The organism is Oscillospiraceae bacterium (assembly GCA_025757985.1).
Lineage (GTDB): Bacteria > Bacillota > Clostridia > Oscillospirales > Ruminococcaceae > Gemmiger.
Genome location: CP107210.1, coordinates 1,655,884 through 1,673,632, shown reverse-complemented (window position 1 = coordinate 1,673,632; position 17,749 = coordinate 1,655,884). Strand labels below are relative to the sequence as shown.

The 17,749-nt window shown below is 56.5% G+C and carries 17 protein-coding genes and 3 pseudogenes; 12 read left to right on the top strand and 8 right to left on the bottom strand.

Translation table 11 applies throughout. From position 1 onward, the window contains the following. The first annotated feature begins 110 nt into the window (after window positions 1-110). Window positions 111-1,052, top strand: coding sequence for an ROK family protein (locus OGM67_08325; protein UYJ33597.1), 942 nt, complete (start codon window positions 111-113; stop codon window positions 1,050-1,052). On the opposite strand, the gene OGM67_08320 is transcribed toward OGM67_08325, so the two are convergent. The 8 genes from OGM67_08320 to OGM67_08285 all read right to left on the bottom strand — a co-directional run bounded on the left by OGM67_08320 (window position 1,015) and on the right by OGM67_08285 (window position 6,832). Next, a complete protein-coding gene (locus tag OGM67_08320; protein UYJ33596.1) occupies window positions 1,015-1,302 on the bottom strand; it encodes a M23 family metallopeptidase in 288 nt (95 codons plus the stop codon). The two genes, OGM67_08325 and OGM67_08320, sit on opposite strands and share 38 nt — an antisense overlap. A 203-nt stretch (window positions 1,303-1,505) precedes the next feature. Further along, window positions 1,506-2,027, bottom strand: coding sequence for a hypothetical protein (locus tag OGM67_08315; GenBank protein ID UYJ33595.1), 522 nt, complete (start codon window positions 2,025-2,027; stop codon window positions 1,506-1,508). 78 nt (window positions 2,028-2,105) lie between these two features. Then, window positions 2,106-2,270 carry a transposase gene (locus OGM67_08310; GenBank protein UYJ33594.1) on the bottom strand — a complete coding sequence of 55 codons (165 nt, stop codon included), beginning with the start codon at window positions 2,268-2,270 and terminating at the stop codon, window positions 2,106-2,108. A 411-nt stretch (window positions 2,271-2,681) separates the two neighbouring features. Beyond that, window positions 2,682-3,275 (bottom strand): Fic family protein, encoded by a 594-nt coding sequence (locus OGM67_08305; GenBank protein ID UYJ33593.1) that lies wholly within the window; start codon window positions 3,273-3,275, stop codon window positions 2,682-2,684. A gap of 6 nt (window positions 3,276-3,281) precedes the next feature. Next, window positions 3,282-3,458: an antitoxin VbhA family protein gene (locus OGM67_08300; protein UYJ33592.1), complete on the bottom strand. Its 177-nt coding sequence runs from the start codon at window positions 3,456-3,458 to the stop codon at window positions 3,282-3,284. Window positions 3,459-3,720: 262 nt separating this feature from the next. Next, window positions 3,721-4,788: an SGNH/GDSL hydrolase family protein gene (locus OGM67_08295; GenBank protein UYJ33591.1), complete on the bottom strand. Its 1,068-nt coding sequence runs from the start codon at window positions 4,786-4,788 to the stop codon at window positions 3,721-3,723. Continuing rightward, window positions 4,785-5,909 (bottom strand): GDSL family lipase, encoded by a 1,125-nt coding sequence (locus OGM67_08290; protein UYJ33590.1) that lies wholly within the window; start codon window positions 5,907-5,909, stop codon window positions 4,785-4,787. The genes OGM67_08295 and OGM67_08290 overlap by 4 nt, the downstream gene beginning before the upstream one ends. Further along, window positions 5,906-6,832 carry a 1,4-beta-xylanase gene (locus OGM67_08285; GenBank protein ID UYJ33589.1) on the bottom strand — a complete coding sequence of 309 codons (927 nt, stop codon included), beginning with the start codon at window positions 6,830-6,832 and terminating at the stop codon, window positions 5,906-5,908. The genes OGM67_08290 and OGM67_08285 overlap by 4 nt, the downstream gene beginning before the upstream one ends. 187 nt (window positions 6,833-7,019) lie before the next feature. Here OGM67_08285 and OGM67_08280 point away from each other — a divergent pair, with 187 nt between their 5' ends. From OGM67_08280 to OGM67_08230, 11 genes and pseudogenes are all read left to right on the top strand, one after another. After that, the gene (locus OGM67_08280) at window positions 7,020-8,027 is read left to right on the top strand and encodes a LacI family DNA-binding transcriptional regulator (GenBank protein UYJ33588.1); all 1,008 of its coding nucleotides are present in this window, start codon (window positions 7,020-7,022) and stop codon (window positions 8,025-8,027) included. A gap of 281 nt (window positions 8,028-8,308) precedes the next feature. Further along, window positions 8,309-9,733, top strand: a complete 1,425-nt coding sequence (locus OGM67_08275) for an ABC transporter substrate-binding protein (GenBank protein UYJ33587.1) — start codon at window positions 8,309-8,311, stop codon at window positions 9,731-9,733. A gap of 76 nt (window positions 9,734-9,809) precedes the next feature. After that, on the top strand, window positions 9,810-10,817 hold the full coding sequence (locus OGM67_08270; GenBank protein UYJ33586.1) for a sugar ABC transporter permease: 1,008 nt from the start codon (window positions 9,810-9,812) through the stop codon (window positions 10,815-10,817). A gap of 20 nt (window positions 10,818-10,837) precedes the next feature. Continuing rightward, window positions 10,838-11,704 carry a carbohydrate ABC transporter permease gene (locus OGM67_08265; protein ID UYJ36210.1) on the top strand — a complete coding sequence of 289 codons (867 nt, stop codon included), beginning with the start codon at window positions 10,838-10,840 and terminating at the stop codon, window positions 11,702-11,704. A gap of 17 nt (window positions 11,705-11,721) precedes the next feature. Next, window positions 11,722-12,745, top strand: a pseudogene (locus OGM67_08260) (glycoside hydrolase family 130 protein). Between the two features lie 18 nt (window positions 12,746-12,763). Next, window positions 12,764-13,942 (top strand): annotated as a pseudogene (locus OGM67_08255) (AGE family epimerase/isomerase). Further along, window positions 13,929-15,112: pseudogene (locus OGM67_08250) on the top strand (glycosidase). The pseudogenes OGM67_08255 and OGM67_08250 overlap by 14 nt, the downstream one beginning before the upstream one ends. Window positions 15,113-15,482: 370 nt before the next feature. Beyond that, window positions 15,483-15,860, top strand: coding sequence for a hypothetical protein (locus OGM67_08245; GenBank protein UYJ33585.1), 378 nt, complete (start codon window positions 15,483-15,485; stop codon window positions 15,858-15,860). Window positions 15,861-15,899: 39 nt separating this feature from the next. Further along, the gene (locus OGM67_08240) at window positions 15,900-16,658 is read left to right on the top strand and encodes a hypothetical protein (protein ID UYJ33584.1); all 759 of its coding nucleotides are present in this window, start codon (window positions 15,900-15,902) and stop codon (window positions 16,656-16,658) included. Window positions 16,659-16,778: 120 nt separating this feature from the next. Next, window positions 16,779-17,360, top strand: a complete 582-nt coding sequence (locus OGM67_08235) for an alpha-galactosidase (GenBank protein ID UYJ33583.1) — start codon at window positions 16,779-16,781, stop codon at window positions 17,358-17,360. Beyond that, entirely contained in the window at window positions 17,302-17,721 is a 420-nt protein-coding gene (locus OGM67_08230; protein ID UYJ33582.1) for an alpha-galactosidase, read from the top strand. Before OGM67_08235 ends, OGM67_08230 begins: the two co-directional genes overlap by 59 nt. Window positions 17,722-17,749: the final 28 nt, after the last annotated feature.

Sequence of the window (17,749 nt, the reverse complement as noted above, 5' to 3'; positions counted from 1 at the left end):
ATTGGGGATAACACGGTGAGCCACTCCACTTCCCGTGCTAGCTGATTGATTTTGTAACGCAAAGAGAATCAGCGCAGAAACTACCCTGAAGCAGTAAAGGAGGACTTGGTATGGCATATTTGGGCGTTGACCTAGGTGGAACCAATATTAAGGCGGCGCTGGTGACGGAGGAAGGGAAAATCCTGCGAGAAGCATCAGTGCCCACGGCGCTCCCGCGTTCGTCCGAGGCTGTGTGCGATGACATAGTGAAGCTCTGCACAGAGTTGGCCTCGGGGGAGTGGGTGGAAGCAATCGGTGTCGGTTGCCCTGGTTCGGTGGATCGTGGCCGGGTGCTCTATTCTAACAACTTGAATTGGCATAATTTTAATATGGCAGAATATTTGCAGAGTCGTACAGGTCTGCCAGTTTATATCGGTAATGATGCCAATGTGGCAGCCTTGGGTGAGGCGCTGGCGGGCTGCGCCAAAGGTGCAGAAAGCGCGGTCATCGTGACATTGGGCACCGGCATAGGCGGTGGCGTAGTGCTGCAAGGAAAACTTCTAACTGGCTATACTGGTGTAGCCTCAGAGCCTGGGCATATGGTGATTATGGACAGCCTCGATGCACCACGCTGCACTTGCGGGCGGTGTGGATGCTTTGAAAGCCTCGCAAGTGCAACGGCTTTGATCCGAATGACGGCAGAGACATACCGTGCCCACCCGCAGAGCCTGCTACATACGCTGGCCCCGCGGGAGGATGCTATAACAGGACGAACCGCCTTCGATGCCGCAGTCCAAGGCGATATTGCGGCTCAGGAAGTGGTGGAACATTATATTCATTACTTGGCGGTTGGAGTAGCAAACCTCATTAATATCTTTTTCCCGGAAGTCATTGGACTTTCAGGCGGCGTGGCAAATCAGGGAGAGGCACTTTTGAAACCACTGCGTGCAGCAGTGGAACCGATGGTGTTCGGCAATGCCTTTGCCCAAAAGCATACGAGGATTACGACCTGTACGCTGGGTTACCACGCCGGGGTCATAGGTGCGGCGCTTCTGGCAAAACAAAAGCAGTAAAGCGAATATACTTTAAAGAATGCAAGCTCAGCGGATCAACCCTAACCCAGCCCTGCATGACCTCAAAATGCAGATGGTTGCCAGTTGAATCCACATACCCAACAACCTGCCCTGCCGTTACCGCTTCACCAGCGGTAACGGCAGTTTGCGTTTTGTGGGCATACAGGCGAAATAAACGTCCATAAACGGTGAGAATCACCGCACCTGCAGATTCGCATCCAGAAAGACGGATTGCTAATTTCCCTGCCAAGCACTCTGCCTGCTGCGTATATTCTGGAAATTGTGAAAGGACTCGCCTAATGCTGGGAAAAATTCCTCAGACCTAAAATGTGTATATCGTAACCGGGTATACGCAAAGGGCTTCGAAGTCCGGTTCCATATGTTATGCAGAATTTCAAAATGAATCCATATGACAGGGGCTTATTTCTGTTCTGCGGTAAAAAGTGCGACAGGTTAGGATTTTCCATGCTTATGCCATAAATAGGTCAAAAACGGAATCGGCGTGCCGAAGTCCGTTCTGTTGCTGAATACGCCAATGTCGGTTATGAAACCGCTGTTGACAGCAAACTGAACATTATATCCGGGTTTTAGCTGACCATTGCGCATATGGTCGTCTTTCATATGCATAAAAGTGGCATCTGTGTCTGTCTTGGAATAGCTGTTGCGATTCTCCCCGCAAATTGCCTTCTTTCTGTTATACTCCATCCAGCGGCTATACAAGAGAGCCAGTTCATCCCGCTCCCGAACGATCTCCGGCTTATGATGCCCGCGGCCTTTTTTCACTTCAATGCCCTGCGCCTCGATTTCCGCATTGAGCTGTTCCGGTCTTTTCTCAACCTTAGTCGAGGTCAGATTTCCTTGCGGACATACCAGCTCTTTCAACCTTGTCTTGATTTTCTCAAGCTGTTTGCTTACCTGCTTTAGCCATACGAATGTATACCGATTTGCCATGCTTTCGATTTTGGTTCCATCCACAAACACCTCAGAGTGCTCGGTATACCCTTTATCCTCCAGCTTCTTTACATATTGAAAGAACAAATCCTCGAACGCTTCCTACAGGTTACGGTTGCTCCGAAATCTTGCTATGGTGCAGTGATCCAGCGCTTTCTGATCCTCCAGCATCCAGCGGAATACCATATTCTCCCTGCACAGATCCTCTATTTTACGGCTGGAATATACGCCCTTCATGTAGGCGCACACCAGAACTTTAAATAACACACGCGGCTCTATCCGCAATTTTCGGATTTCCGAATAAACGCTATACAACTTTGTGAAATCCAGTCCCTCAAGCTGGGTGCTTGCCTGATAGAGCGCGTTGTGTTTCGATATTCTTATTTCTGTCGGCATCCGAAATTTTAACTGTTGACTTTTTTCCAAAATTTCGATATGCTGTTCTTGCTTTTGAGTTTCTTTCACAACTATTAACTTAAAGCAAAAGACCGAAGTTGTAAAGCCTTTTTTGGCTTTTTACTTCGGTCTTTCTTTTTTAGAGGGGGATGTGCAACAGCCCCCCCTTTTTTTTGGCGTTTTGTGGTGCCGCTGCACAGTAGTTGTCAAATGGTGGTCAACTACGAATGGGCAGAAATTCAGGGAGCCAAAGAAATAGAAGACTTGGACAGAGCCAATACACTATTCGGAAATCATTTCGCCAAATAGCTCTTTCAAAAAATCATCCACGCCGCCTGCAGCCTGAATTGTGGCAATCATCAAATCATCCGGGTCAACACGGGCAAAATCAATGACATATCCCGCATGGCGGGCAAGCTGCGAAAGAAAAACACGCTGGGTCCTGCCGTTGCCTTCGCGGAATGGGTGAAGTTCATTTGTCCGTTCGTATAAATCTACTATGGCAGAAATGAAATGTGCTTTATCTAACCCCACAAGAAAGCATTGCTTCTCTAATCTGGAAAAAATCGCACTTGATGTACTTTCAATTTGCGCAGCGAGGCAAAACTGCGTGCCTTTCTTTGCAATATCTACGGTGCGCGGCTTACCCGCCCATTCGTATAAATCTTCAAACAAAAAGCGATGAATCGCACAGTAATGCGCAAAATCGAAACTTTCTGCTAAAGGTTTTTCTTCCCATAAAGCAGCCTTGGCAGGAACGATCGTACCTTCCACAGCGTCCAAATCCGCTTGATTACGAATGTTCAATGTGTTTATCAATACAACCGTACCCGGATAGCACCCATCCTGCAAAGAATCCACTGCATAGTTTGCCATGGCATTTTACCCTCGCTGCGCCCTGCGCCGTGCCAGAATTTCGGCAGCCAAGGTGCGGGCATCTACTTTGCCGTCCATCAGGCGGCGGCAATCTATGCGAGTCTGTTCCGTAACCTCGTACCCTTCCATGCGCGAAGATGCCAAAGCGTTTTCCAATGCCTGTTCGCGGGTAATCGGTGCCATATACAAAACCGCCTTCCTATGATTTTGTATCTATTATAAACGATAAGCCGGGCAAAAGCAATCACGCTTTTGTCCGGCTTTCAGGGTCAAGGCAATACCGCATAATTCTAAGTGCCGATACGGCGAGCGAGGTGCGGCAGCTGCTAAGCCAAAAGCGCAGATAATACTTTGTGTATTATCGAGCATTTTGGCAACGCAGATGCCGTGCCGAAGCCGCTGGAGCGGTGCTTAAGCCGTAAGGCGGGAATTGTGCGGTGTTGCCTTAAGCAAGAATCAGCGACAGCAGATAGAACGGTGTCGGGTCCGGGGCGGCGGAGGGAAGCGCTGTGATCGTCACGGTGTGCCGGGCGCGGGGGGCGTGGTGCAGCACCGGGGTCAGCGCCAGACTGTCGCCCCAATCCTCGTCAAAGTTGCCGTCCAGCAAAATCGGGTGCGCGGTGTCGCCGTCCATCACCAGCTGCGCCTGCAGGGCGGGGCGTTGGATCGTGCGGCGGAACTGCACCGCAAGGCAGCTGCAGTCCACCGTAAAGGTCAGGGAATCCCCTGCCTTTTGGGCAAACCAGCCGTTTTTCCAGTGGTCGAGATGCCCAAGCTTTTCCCTCGTGTCGGCGCGGAAACCGTGCAGCGCGGGGCAGGCTTCGCGCAGTGTCAGCCGTTGGGCGTTTTCGTAGGCGTTGGCGGTCAGCGGGGCGGGCAGCGGAGATTCGGCTTCCGGCTCGTCCCGCTGGGCATTGACATCTGCCAGCAGCTTTGTAATCTCCTCTGCCACAAGCCCGTGGCCGAAGTCGTTCGGGTGCAGACCATCGGGCGTGAGCTGCTGCATTGTGTACTGTCCGTCTTTCATTTGGCGGTAGATCGTGTTTTGTACACTGACGCGGGGCAGGGCGTACCAATCGCCCACGGCACCGTGCTGTGCCTCGGTGGTCAGACCGCTGTCATAATAGATGTTGTGCAGCAGCACCAGCGCAGGACGGGACGGCCAAGACAAGATACGGCGGACGGCTCCCTCGTAGGTTTCCTGACAGAATGTGTTGCGTGTGTCGTTGACGCTGAAATCCAGCACGACAAAGTCGGGCTGGTACATCAAAAGGTCGGTCACAGCGCGGGACACCCCATACAGCGAGTCGGTACCGCCGATGCCGCCGTTGACATAGTGGAATTTTGCCTGCGGGAACGTTTCGCACCACCAGCGGTATACACGGTAGGCGTAGGTGTTTTCCGGCTGGGTGGTAAGGCTGCCCTGTGTGATGGAGCCGCCCAGAAATCCGATGGTCAGTTCCTCGCCGGCAGCGGCGCGGCAAAGGACGCTTTTCAGTTTGGTTGTGTTCATGCCTGTTCCTCCAGCTTGTGTTTCAAAAAGGCGGTCAATACCTCGGCGGCGGCACGGTGAGAGAGAACGCCCGGGTGCTGCCGCGAACCCACGGTGTCGGCAGTTGTGTCCGGCAGCGGCAGGTAGAAGGCGCGCGTGTCGCCGCTGCGGCTGCCGTATTGTTGAACGGCACCCTGCAGCACCTCCTGCAGCCCGCTGCCCAGCATTCCATAGCTCCAGACCAGCACGGCGCGGGGGTTGCGCTCACGCAGTATCGTCAAAAAATCGCAGACGGCATCTTGCAGGCGGCGCACATCCTCGGGGTGGTAGCTGCCGTCCGGCAGTGTGCGCAGCTTGTACGCTTTGCCGGTCACGGGGTCGAGCCACGCCGGATTGCAGAAGGCGTGTTCATCGTTGGTGGCGAGGTTTACAATGACTGCATTGGGCTGCCAAGCAGAAAAATCGTTCTGCTGTTTAGCACCGAGGGCAGTGTTGCGCGCACCCTCCGCCACGCCGCAGACCTGCTCGTAATAGGGCGGCAGGGTATGGTGCGGGTCATTGTCCCACCCGCAGACGATGCCCCAACCACTCTGGGAGACAAGGCGGTACTCAGCCCCGAGCGCATCGGAGGTCAGGCGGGCGTAGTGGTTTTCGGCGCTGAAAAAGGCACCGATCCAGTCCTCCTCCTGCCGGGCTCCCAGCGTACCCTCGCCGCTGGTGATGCTGTCTCCCACAAATTCCAGCCGACAGCGCGGCTCCGGCAGGGGCAGAAATTCGCCGCCGGCATATTCTACGGCGTTCAGCTGCAAAAAGTGGGTGGGATCCTGCTGCATCGGCTGTACATCATTTAAAAGGCGGACGTGCTTCGGCGTGCCGGGCGTCATACCGCGGAACGCGCAGACACGGTTGCGCCCCGGGGTCAGTGCCTGCCGGGCAATCCATGCGCCGTTCAGCTCGATGCTGACCCACGGCTCGATCTCGGTGTAGTCACACTCCAGTTGGAACCACAGCTCACTGCCGGTAAAAAGCAGCTCTGCGCCGGAGGCAGTCCAGAACAGCGGCAGCGGGTTGCGCCCCCTATGGCGGCCCAAGGCGCGGATCTGCGGCAGGACGGAAAGCGGGCTGATTTGCAGTGCGGTCATTTGCGGTACATTCCTTTGTAATAGGTTTCAATGATGTCGGCAGCGGGACGGTTGTTGACGGCGTAAGGGCTGGAAACGCCCGGGTCGGCGGGCCAGTCCCAGACGCCGAAGCCCTGTACAAAGGGAGCCTGACGGCAGGCATCGAACATGGCCTTGTACCATGCGGCCTGCTCGGCATTGTCCGGTGCGCCCGTCAGCTCCCAGTTGTTCGGTACGGCGGCGGAGCCATGCACCGCCATGCAGCCTGCCTCGGTAAAAAGCACGGGCTTACGGAATTTTTCTGCCACCTGTCCGATGCGCGCCAGCTGGCGCGGCCAGTCCTGCAACGGATAGTACCCGCTGGACGCAATCACATCCACGGCATCCCACCATGCGATGTGATCCTCGCCGTATTTGTCACAGTTATAGGTCAGTGTGCCGGGGTATACCCCGCGCACGGCGGCCAAAAGCTGCCGCCATTCGGCTTCACGGTGCTCGGTCATTGTCATCTCGCAGCCGGTGATGAACAGCTTGCAGCCTTCGCGGGCGGCGATTTCGGCGTAATGCAGCTGAAACGCTGTGTACTGCGCAAACCAACGGCCCCATTGGCTCTCGCAGGGGACATCGTGGTCAAAAAAACTGATGCGCGCCCGCCATACGCCGTTGGCGCAGTTGACGGTAGGCTTGAGTGCGACCTCCAGCCCAAGGCTGCGTGCAAAGCGGATGCAGCCGCAAAGCTCCGCGTCTGTGGGGGTGGCGGCGCTGCGGTAGTCGATTTCTTCACTGTACGGGGTGGCCTGCACCCCGGCAGGGGTAAGGATGACCCAGCGGCAGCCGGTTTTGGCGGCCATTGCGGCAAGGCTGCGGCGAGCGGTGCCCCCGCCCAGTACGCCGCGGTGCGGGAATACGGCAAAATTGACAGCAGTAAACGGGTGATTGAACATAGCGAGGCAACCCCTTTGCACGAAAAATATAAGTCCCTGTTTGGCTTTTAGTATAGCAAAGAAAAACGGTCTGTCAAGTAGTTTTAACTAAAAATGATTGCGGTATTTAGCTAATTTGATGGTTGACCTTTAGCCATACAGCCATTATAATAAAGTATATACTAGGATGGGTAAGGAGTGTTTGCGTATGGCAAAGGGTGTCCGGATGGCGGATATTGCCGAAAAATTAGGCATCAGCATCGTATCGGTGTCCAAGGCGCTGGCCGGCAAAGACGGCGTAAGCGAGGAGATGCGCGCCAAAATACTCTCCACGGCGGAGGAGTTGGGCTACCGTTCACCTGCTGCCAAGGCGACGGCCACGCAGCAGACCGGCGGACAGATCATCGGCGTGCTGGTGGCAGATCACTTTTTTAACGAAAATACATTCTATTCCAATCTGTACCGCGCTATTTTGCAGCACAGCGCACCGCAGGGCATCAGCGTGGCGATGGAAATCGTCTTCCCTCAGGCGGAGCAAAGCTGTACGATGCCTACCTTTTTGGTCAACCGCAAGGTGGACGGACTGATTTTTATGGGGGAGATCGACCGCCGGTATATGTCCACTGCTGCGCAGAGCGGCCTGCCGTTCCTGCTGCTTGATTTCTACGATGATGCGATCGCGGCAGACTGTGTGCTGTCCGACAATGTCAGCGGCGCGTATCAGCTGACCGAAACTATTCTGCGCACCGGGCGCAGGGAGATTGCCTTTGTGGGCAGTGTCAATGCGACCAGTTCAATCATGGATCGCTATCTCGGCTACACCAAGGCATTGCTGCGCGCCGGTCTTGAGCCGCGCGCCGACTGGCGGCTTGAGGACCGCGGTGCGGACGGACGGTTTATCCCGCTTACGCTGCCGCAGCAGATGCCGCAGGCATTTGTCTGCAGCTGCGATGAGGTTGCCTACAATCTGGTCGAGACACTGCGCCGTGCCGGATACCGGGTGCCGCAGGATGTGGCCGTGGCAGGATATGACGATTTCCGATATTCCACCATCTGCGATCCGCCGTTGACAAGCTACCGCGTGGATGTGGACAGCATGGCGGCCGCTGCCGTGGATCAGATGCGCCGTAAGATGGCACGAAAGCACAGCCTTGCCCCTACCATTATGGTGCCGGGGGCGTTGGTCGTGCGCGAGTCCACCGCCAAGCAGGATTAAGTATTTAACTTAAACGCAGGCTAAATAATTCGTTTAGCTTGCGTTTTGCCATATTTCGAGCGTTTTTGTTGTCGTTTTGCATAGTCAGAAACCACGAAATTTGCGCGATTTCCCAAGTTTAAGAAACTTTTAGCTAACATATTGACTTAAACGAAAGAAAATAATATACTAAATATGCAATCAGGAGTTAGCTAAACGGACGCGAGCGATGCGGAAACAAGAGCGAATGTTTAGGGGTACTCCGCCAATGAAACTGCTTTTCTTAAGGAGGAAAACGCATTATGAAAAAGCTTATCGCAATGGGTATGGCCGGTGCCATGTCCGCCGCACTGCTGGCAGGCTGCGGCGGCGCTGCATCTTCTGCCGCAGACACTGCTTCAACCGCCTCTACCGGTACCGAGGCATCCTCTGCCGCCACGACTGAAGCTGCAGATGGCCTGAACTACAGCAAGCTGACCGTTGGCACTGACGGCACCGACCTGACCGCCAGCCTGAAGATCCTGACCCAGCGCACTGACCTGATCGAGGACGGCACCTTTGATAAGTACATCTCCGAGTTCAATGCCATCTACCCCAACATCTCCATCAAGTATGAGGGCATGACCGACTACGCCAACGATATGACCACCCGCCTGACCAGCAATGACTGGGGCGACATCTGCATGGTGCCCACCACCATCCCCCTGACCGAACTGGGCGATTACTTTGAGCCGCTGTGCAGTGTTTCCGACATTGAGAACGACTACAACTTCGCCAGCAACCGTTCCTTTGACGGCACGGTCTACGGCATCCCCTCCACCGGCAATGTGCAGGGCATCGTCTACAACAAGGCCGTCTTTGAGAAGGCCGGTATCGACAAGCTGCCTACCACCCCTGATGAGTTCCTTGATGCACTGCAGAAGATCAAGGACAACACCGATGCCATCCCCCTGTACACCAACTACGCCGCAGGCTGGACGATGAGTGCCTGGGATGCCTACATCGGCGGCGGCGCTACCGGCGATGCCGACTGGATGAACATCACGATGCCCCAGACCGCTGACCCGTTTGCTCCCGGTGTCCCCACCGGTGATGCCCAGAGCGGTCCCTACGCCGTTTACTACACCCTGTACGAGGCTGTGAAGCGCGGTCTGACCGAGGATGACCCCACCACGACCGACTGGGAGGGCTGCAAGCCCATGATCAACAACGGTCAGATCGGTGCTATGGTTCTGGGCAGCTGGGCGGTCGTGCAGATGCAGGATGCAGGTGACCATGCTTCGGACATCGCCTATATGCCGTTCCCCATCACCGTCAACGGTACGCAGTACGCCTCCGCCGGTGCTGACTACTGCTTCGGTGTCAACAAGAACATCTCTGACGACAACAAGCTCGCTGCCGAGCTGTACATCAAGTGGTTCAGCGAGTCCAGCAACTTCTCTTACGACCAAGGCGGTGTTCCCGTTCTGAAGAGCCAGGAATACCCCGAAACCCTCGCTGCCTTTGACGGTATGGAGTTGGTTGAGGATACTACTGCTCCCAGCGAGATCGCTGACCTTGCCGATAATGTCAAACAGGAGGCTGAGCTGGCCCTGAACGCTGACGAGACACATGTGCAGCGTGTGGTTGAGGCTGCCGTCAACGGGGACGAGACTCTCGATGACATCGTGGCCGACTGGGACGATTCTTGGGGCAAGGCCGTTGAAAAATACGCCCCCAAGGCATAAATAACCTTGTAAGCCTAAGGGACGGGGGATGACCCCGCCCCTTGTTTTGTGGAAAATCTCAGAGGGAGGAAAACCTATGAGTACACCTGTTCAAGCCACTGCAAAGCCCAAAAAGAGCTTTCTCGAATGGTGCAAGAGTATGCGCGGGCAGCAGATCATCTGCACGGTGGTCTTTCTGGTGCTGCCGCTGCTGCTGCTTTTCATGTTCACCTATCTGCCGTTCTTCAAGATGGTGGAGTTCTCTTTCTTTAAAATGAAGTACATCGGACGGCGTACCTTTGTGGGGCTGCAGAATTACATTGATGTCTTTACCCGCAAGGACTGTTTCCAAGCCCTCAAGCTCAGCCTCTATTATATGGTCGGTTCGGTCGTGCAGATGGCGCTTGCGCTGCTGTTCGCCACGATTTTGAGCTTCAAGGTCAAGGGCGGCAAGTTCTTCCGCGGTGCGCTCTACTTCCCGTGCCTGATTTGCGGCATTTCGGTTGGTTTTATCTTCAAGTTCTTCTTCACCCACGGCTTTGTGCTGGACACACTGCTCTCCTGGGTGGGCTTCAACCCTGAAACGCTGCCGTACTGGCTGCGCGATGAGTCCATCAACAACATTGTGCTGGTGGCGTGTTCGGTCTGGAAATACGTCGGGCAGAACATCGTGATGTTCATCGGTGCAATCGCCTCGGTGGATGCCACTCTGTACGAGGCCGCCGAAATTGACGGCGCCAACGCATGGCACCGCTTTAAGGACATCATTCTGCCATCCATCCGCACCATCGTGGTGCTGAACCTCATCATCTCGGTTTCCGGTGCGTTGTCCGCCTTCGAGATGCCCTACGTTGTCACGGGCGGCGGCTTCGGCACATCGACCTACTTTGTTGTTATGGATAAGCTCGCCCACACTGACCAGAAGGTCGGTCTTGCCTCCGCGATGGCAGTTGTCCTGCTGGTACTCATCATGATCGTGACCTATGTGCAGAAGTGGGTGCAGCACATGATGGAAAAGGCGGAGAGCCGCCCGGTCAAGCTGACGGTAACCACCGAGCAGAACACCGCCGCCAAGGCGATGAGCGCCCGCCCGGCGAAGGAATAAGGAGGGAAACGGTTATGGCTATGGTAACAAAAAAGAACGATTCCGTTTCTTATAAAATCAAAAATGTTATCCTCAACATCTGCAAATATGCATTGCTGATTTTTGCCGCCTTCATTGCGCTGGTGCCCATTGTGTCCTGTGTCGTCACGGCGTTCAAAACGGTGGATGAGTACAACAACACCAACGTGATGACCCCGCCCAAAAGCTGGCTGAACTTCGATAACTTCATCACCGCATGGCAGAAGGCCGATATGGGACACGCCTTCCTGAACAGCTTTTTGGTGCTGGTCTGCGTGCTGGCAGGCTCCATTATGATCTCCTCGATGCTGGCGTATGTGCTGAACCGCTTTAAGTTTCCCGGCAACGGCCTGATCCGCAACCTGTTTATGATCGCCACGCTGATTCCCGGCATCGCCACGCAGGTCACCGTCTATCAGATCATGACGGCGCTGCACCTTGTCAACTCGCTGCCCGGCTATATGCTGCTGATGATGGGTACCGACGTTATCACCGTTTACATCTTCCTGCAATTTTTTGAGAACCTTTCAGTCAGTCTGGACGAAAGCGCCATTCTGGACGGCTGCAGCTACTTCGGCGTGTTCTTCAAAATTTTGCTGCCGCTGCTCAAGCCCGCTGTTGTGACCAGCGCTATCCTGAAAGGTGTCAGCACCTACAACGAGTACTATATGGCAAACCTGTACCTGCAGGACAAAAACAAGTATCAGGTCGTTTCCACCAGCCTGTATGTTTTCTCCGGCCCTATGGGCAGCCAGTATAACTACATCTGTGCCGGTGTTATCATCACCATCATCCCCGCGCTGATCATCTTCCTGCTGTGTCAGGATCAGATCTACAGCGGCATGGCCGCCGGCGCGGTAAAAGAATAATAGAGGAGTGACCCAATATGTCTACTGTAAAACTGTACTGCGGCGCACTGCCGAATATGCCCTGGCAGGAAAAGCCTGCCTCCTGCAGCGCCCCTGTTTGGCGCTATACCGAAAACCCCGTTATCGGGCGCAACCCGCTGCCCGGCGTGGCGCGCATCTTCAACTCTGCCGTGGTGCCCTATCAGGGCGCGTACATCGGTGTTTTTCCGCGGCGAGCAGGTCAACGGCATCCCGTATATCTATCTGGGACGCAGCGCCGACGGCATCCACTGGGATTTTGACAAGGATAAAATTCCCTTTGTGAACGAAAAGGGCGAGCCGTTTATGCCGGTTTATGCCTACGATCCGCGCCTTGTCGAGATCGAAGGCACCTACTATATTATCTGGTGCCAGGATTTCTACGGTGCGTCCATCGGTATGGCGAAAACCACCGATTTCAAGACCTTTACCCGCATCGAAAACCCGTTCATTCCCTTCAACCGCAACGCGGTGCTGTTCCCGCGCAAGATCGGCGGCTACTACACACTGCTGTCCCGCCCGTCCGACTCCGGTCATACGCCGTTCGGCGATATTTTCCTCTCCCAAAGCCCCGATATGGAATTCTGGGGTCGTCACCGCCATGTGATGAGCAAGGGCTCCAACTGGTGGGAGAGCGTGAAAATCGGCGGCGGCGCAGCCCCCATCGAAACCAGCGAGGGCTGGCTGCTGTTCTACCACGGCGTTACCGGCACCTGCAACGGCTTTGTCTACTCCATCGGCGGTGCCATCCTTGACCGCGATGAGCCGAGCAAGGTACTGTACCGCTGCGGCAATTTCCTGCTGACGCCCGAAACCGACTACGAGGAGCGCGGCTTTGTGCCGAACGTCTGCTTCCCCTGCGCGACCCTGCAGGATGCCGACACCGGGCGCATTGCCATCTACTACGGCGGCTGCGCGGACTCCTATGTCGGTATGGCGTTTACCACTGTGGACGAGGTCGTGCAATACATCAAGAATAACGACAACGCCAACGAAACCGACAAGGAAATCGGCATCCGCTGATAAAGGGGGAAAGGACTTATGCGCATAGCACAAGCAGCGCAGGCGATGCTGGAAAACGGCATCGTACCCTTTTGGAAAAACCTGCGGGACGACGAAAACGGCGGCTACTACGGCTATATGGACTTTGATTTGCAGCTTGACAAGACCGCCGAGAAGGGCTGCATCTTAAACAGCCGCATTTTGTGGTTCTTTGCATCGGCGGCGCTGGCAACCGGGCGCGAGGATCTGCGCGCCGAGGCGGATCACGCTTACCGTTTTATGACGCAGCACTGCGTGGACCGCACAAAACGGCGGTGTGTACTGGAGCGTGACCTACGACGGCAAGCCGCTGGACACCACCAAGCACACCTACAATCAGGCGTTTGCCATCTATGCGCTGTCCGCCTACTATCGGCTGACGAAAAAACGCCGACGCGCTGGCTTTGGCGCGCAGCCTGTTTGAGGCAATCGAGAGCCACTGCACCGATGCGGGCGGCTATCTGGAGGCTTTCACCATCGACTGGCAGCCCGAAAGCAACGAAAAGCTGTCGGAAAACGGCGTGATGGCGACCCGCACGATGAACACCCTGTTACACGTTTTTGAAGGCTACGCCGGTCTTTACGAAGCCGCCCCCCTCTGACGAGGTGCGCAGCGCGCTGGTGCGGATTCTGGACATCTATGTGTCTAAAATCTACAGTCCGGAGCTGCACCGCCAGCTGGTGTTCTTTGACCGCGACTACAACAGCCTGATCGATTTGTACAGCTACGGTCACGATATTGAAACGAGCTGGCTCATTGATTGGGGTACAAGGCTGCTGGGTGATGAAAAGCTGACCGCTGCCATCGAAGAAGTGGACAGCGATCTGGCACAGCACATTTATGAGATTGCCTACACCAAGCACAGCGTCGCCAATGAGTGCGAGCGCGGCACGGTGAACACCACCCGCGTGTGGTGGGTGCAGGCAGAAAGTGTGCTGGGCTTTGTGAACGAGTGGGAGAAATCCCACGACCCCAAATACGCCGCCGCTGCCGCAGATATTTATCACTTTATCTGCGACAAGATGGTTGACCCCCGCCCCGGCAGCGAGTGGTTCTGGCAGACCGATGAAAACGGCGTGCCTGCCCAAAAACCAATCGTAGAACCGTGGAAATGCCCCTATCACAACGGGCGTATGTGTCTGGAACTTATGAGGAGGGACCCCGATGTCCAAGTGTGAACTGCATCCCGAATACGCGCGCCAAAAAGCCAAACTGGAGGCGCTTTTGACCCGCCGCAACGCCGTTGACGAGGATTTTTACAACGGCATTTATGACCGCTGGCAAAACCCCGTGCTGACCCGCGAGATGATCCCGCTGGAATGGCGCTTTGACCTTGACCCCAAAACCAACCCCTATTTTATCGAGCGTCTGGGCGTCAACGCCGTGTTCAATGCGGGCGCTATCAAGCTGAACGGCAAATACTATCTGGTAGCCCGCATCGAGGGCAACGACCGCAAGAGCTTCTTCGGCGTGGCGGAAAGCGACTCCCCCGTGGAGGGGTTCCGTTTCTGGGACAAGCCCATTGAGCTGCCCGACACCTGCCCCGAGGAAACCAACGTCTACGATATGCGCCTGACCCAGCACGAGGACGGCTATATCTACGGCATCTTCTGCTCCGAGAGCAAGGATACCGCCAACCCTGACCTCAGCGCCGCCGTGGCAGCTGCCGGTATTGTGCGAACCAAGGATCTGAAAACATGGAGCGCCTGCCCAACCTTGTCACCAAGCGCAGCCCGCAGCAGCGCAACGTAGACCTGCTGCCGGAGTTTGTCAACGGGCAAATACGCCTTCTTTACCCGCCCGATGGACGACTTCATCGACACCGGCTCCGGCGGCGGTATCGGCTTTGGGCTTTGCAGCGACATTACCCACGCCATCGTGGATGAGGAAATCATCACCTCCGCCCGCCGTTACCACACCATCACCGAAGCCAAGAACGGCGAGGGTGCGACCCCCATCAAGACCGACAAGGGCTGCTGCACATTGCCCACGGCGTGCGCAACACGGCGGCAGGGCTGCGGTATGTCGTCTACGTTTTTGTGACCGACCTCAAGGAACCGTGGAAGGTCATTGCCGAGCCCTCCGGGTTCCTGATTGCCCCCCGCGGCTGGGAGCGCGTGGGCGATGTGTCCAACGTTGTGTTTACCAACGGCGCCATTGCGGACGATGACGGCAAGCTGTACATCTACTACGCCGCCAGCGATACCCGCCTGCACGTTGCCACCACCACGGTGGATAAAATGCTGGACTTCGCCTTCAATACCCCCGCCGACCCCCTGCGCAGCCGCGACTGCGTGGCGCAGCGGGTGGCGCTGATCGAAAAGAATCTGGAATTTTTGAAGAAATAAAAATAAGCAACCGGTAGGGGCCGGGCATGCCCGGCCCGGCCGTCTGCCATATCGTAAGGTTTGCGGTTTGGCACACACCGGGTGAGGCTTGCCTCGCCCCTACGGTGCATTTATGGGGAACTTACACCATGAAAAGGCTCAACATCGACAACTGGTTTTTTCCGCACAATGGCGCTTATCGGGGACTGGGTGCTTCTCAGTGTCCTGTGGGTCATCGGCTGTCTGCCTGTGGTGACAGCCGGTGCGGCGACACTGTCGGTGTTTGCGGTTGCCCATAAGATGGCAGCCGGGCAGGACTACGCCGTCTGCCGCGATTTCTGCAAGGCGTTTTCGGCGCGATTTCCGGCAGGCGACGGTCATCTGGCTGCCAATGCTGGCACTGGCGCTGCTGTTGGTGCTGGACGGCTGGTACGGCGGGCGCATCCCCGCGCCGTGGGGCGGTCTTTTGCGGGGTGCGGCTGTTGTGGCGGCACTCGTCTGGGCGCTGGCGCTCAGTTGGGGGCTGGCGCTGCTGGCACGCTTTACCTATAATAAAGGAAGCGATGCACTCAAAAACGGGCTTGTGCTGGCGCTGCGTACCCCGCGGGCGGCGCTGCTGACTTTGCTGCTTGCGGTTCTGCCTTGGGCGGTTTTAACAGGCGCACCCCGCGCTCTTTTTCTACCTGCTGCCGTTTTGGCTGTTCGTTTTGCCCGGTGCGTCCGCGTGGTGTATTGCCCGCGCCATGCGCCCTGCCGTGACCGAACTTGAGCATAAAAACAATTACTATCTTGACAGGGAGGAAAACCCATGATTCGATATGACGCTGCTGCCAAGATTTTTACGCTTTCTACCCCGCACACAAGCTACCAGATGAAAACAGATGCCGACGGTCGGCTGCTGCACACATGGTACGGGCGGCGTCTGCCTGACAGCTGCCCTGATATGGCCGAACCGCGCGCCCCGCACACCGATCCTGGCTGCTGGCCTGACCTGCTGCCGTTGGAATACCCTGCCCCCGGCACGGCGGACAATCGCTGCTGCGCCGTCTGCCCGGAGTACGCCGATGGCACCGAAGCTGCCGATTTGCGGTACGCATCCCACAAGATATTGCCCGGCAAGTACAGCCTGCCGCGTTTGCCTGCTTTTCGGCAGGATGCAAACGCCGAGAGCCTTTGCATTACGCTGTGGGACGCCGCCGGTCTGCAGGTCGAGCTTTGGTACGCGGTGTATCCGGACTGTGACCTCATTACCCGCGCCGCCGTCCTGACCAACACCGGCAGCGCGCCGCTGATTTTACGCAGGGCGGCAAGCGCTTGCTTGGATTTTTCCCCGCGCTCCGTTGGAGCTTATCACCACCGACGGCGTCTGGGCCGGGGAACGCACACCCCCACCGCGCCCCCTTGCGTCCCGGCGAGCAGACCATCGGCTCGGTGCGCGGCATTCCCGGTCACGCCACAACCCGGCGGCCATCCTCTGTACACCAGACACCACCGAAACGCAGGGCGAGGCATGGGGCGCGCTGCTGGTATACAGCGGCAACTTTGCGCTGACCGCCGAAAGCTGTGAGGCCGGTACCCGACTGCTGCTGGGCATCCACCCCTATCACTTTGCATGGACACTGGCACCGGGACAGAGCTTTGCCGTCCCCGAGGCGGCCTTTGTGTACAGCGGCAGGGACTTGGCGAAATGAGCCGGCAGTTCCACACGGCAATCCGCCGCCATCTTCTGCGCCGACCGTGGGCTGACCCGCAGACGCCCCGCCCGGTGCTGATCAACAGCTGGGAAGCCTGCTATTTTACCTTTGATGAGCAGCGTCTGCTGCAGCTGGCGCGCGCCGCCAAACAGGCCGACATCGACCTGTTTGTGCTGGACGACGGCTGGTTTCAGGGGCGCAACGATGACGGTACCAGTCTGGGGGACTGGGTCGCAGACCCCGCCAAGCTGCCCGATGGTTTACCGGGCTTATGCAAAAAAGTCAACGATATCGGACTGGATTTCGGCCTTTGGGTAGAGCCGGAGGCCATCAGCCCCGACAGTGATCTTTACCGCACTCACCCCGACTGGGCGCTGAAGATACCCCACCGCGAAACCGTTGCCATCCGCCGCCAGTATACGCTGGATTTCTCACGCCCTGAGGTTGTGGACGGCATCTGGGCACAAGCTGCAGGCGGTGCTGAATTCCTGCCCCATCCGCTATCTCAAATGGGATATGAACCGCAGCCTTGCCAATGTGTACAGTGCCGCGCTGCCCGCCGCAAGGCAGGGTGAGGTTTACCACCGCTATGTGCTGGGCGTCTACGAATTGCAGCGCCGCCTGACCGAAGCCTACCCCGACCTTCTGCTGGAAAACTGCGCCGGTGGCGGGGCGCGGTATGACTGCGGTATGCTGTATTTCAGCCCGCAGATCTGGTGCAGCGACAACACCGATGCCCGCGCCCGAATGAGCATCCAGTACGGCACCGGACTGTTTTACCCCGGCTGCACGATGGGCGCGCACTTTTCCACCGTACCCAACCACTGCACGGGACATATTTCCGCCCCGCAGGCGCGTATGGCGATGGCATTGTTTGGCACATTTGGCTTCGAGCTGGATCTGACCGCCTATACCCAGAAGAACTGGACGGTTTAACGCCGTTTATTGCATGGTATCGCGCCCA

Bases quoted from the DNA above. Each gene is read 5' to 3' on its own strand.
- OGM67_08325 (UYJ33597.1), top strand. From the start codon at position 111: ATGGCATATTTGGGCGTTGACCTAGGTGGAACCAATATTAAGGCGGCG.
- OGM67_08305 (UYJ33593.1), bottom strand. From the start codon at position 3,275: ATGGCAAACTATGCAGTGGATTCTTTGCAGGATGGGTGCTATCCGGGT.
- OGM67_08300 (UYJ33592.1), bottom strand. From the start codon at position 3,458: ATGGCACCGATTACCCGCGAACAGGCATTGGAAAACGCTTTGGCATCT.
- OGM67_08295 (UYJ33591.1), bottom strand. From the start codon at position 4,788: ATGAACACAACCAAACTGAAAAGCGTCCTTTGCCGCGCCGCTGCCGGC.
- OGM67_08290 (UYJ33590.1), bottom strand. From the start codon at position 5,909: ATGACCGCACTGCAAATCAGCCCGCTTTCCGTCCTGCCGCAGATCCGC.
- OGM67_08285 (UYJ33589.1), bottom strand. From the start codon at position 6,832: ATGTTCAATCACCCGTTTACTGCTGTCAATTTTGCCGTATTCCCGCAC.
- OGM67_08280 (UYJ33588.1), top strand. From the start codon at position 7,020: ATGGCAAAGGGTGTCCGGATGGCGGATATTGCCGAAAAATTAGGCATC.
- OGM67_08275 (UYJ33587.1), top strand. From the start codon at position 8,309: ATGAAAAAGCTTATCGCAATGGGTATGGCCGGTGCCATGTCCGCCGCA.
- OGM67_08270 (UYJ33586.1), top strand. From the start codon at position 9,810: ATGAGTACACCTGTTCAAGCCACTGCAAAGCCCAAAAAGAGCTTTCTC.
- OGM67_08265 (UYJ36210.1), top strand. From the start codon at position 10,838: ATGGTAACAAAAAAGAACGATTCCGTTTCTTATAAAATCAAAAATGTT.
- OGM67_08245 (UYJ33585.1), top strand. From the start codon at position 15,483: ATGCTGGCACTGGCGCTGCTGTTGGTGCTGGACGGCTGGTACGGCGGG.
- OGM67_08240 (UYJ33584.1), top strand. From the start codon at position 15,900: ATGATTCGATATGACGCTGCTGCCAAGATTTTTACGCTTTCTACCCCG.
- OGM67_08235 (UYJ33583.1), top strand. From the start codon at position 16,779: ATGAGCCGGCAGTTCCACACGGCAATCCGCCGCCATCTTCTGCGCCGA.
- OGM67_08230 (UYJ33582.1), top strand. From the start codon at position 17,302: ATGAACCGCAGCCTTGCCAATGTGTACAGTGCCGCGCTGCCCGCCGCA.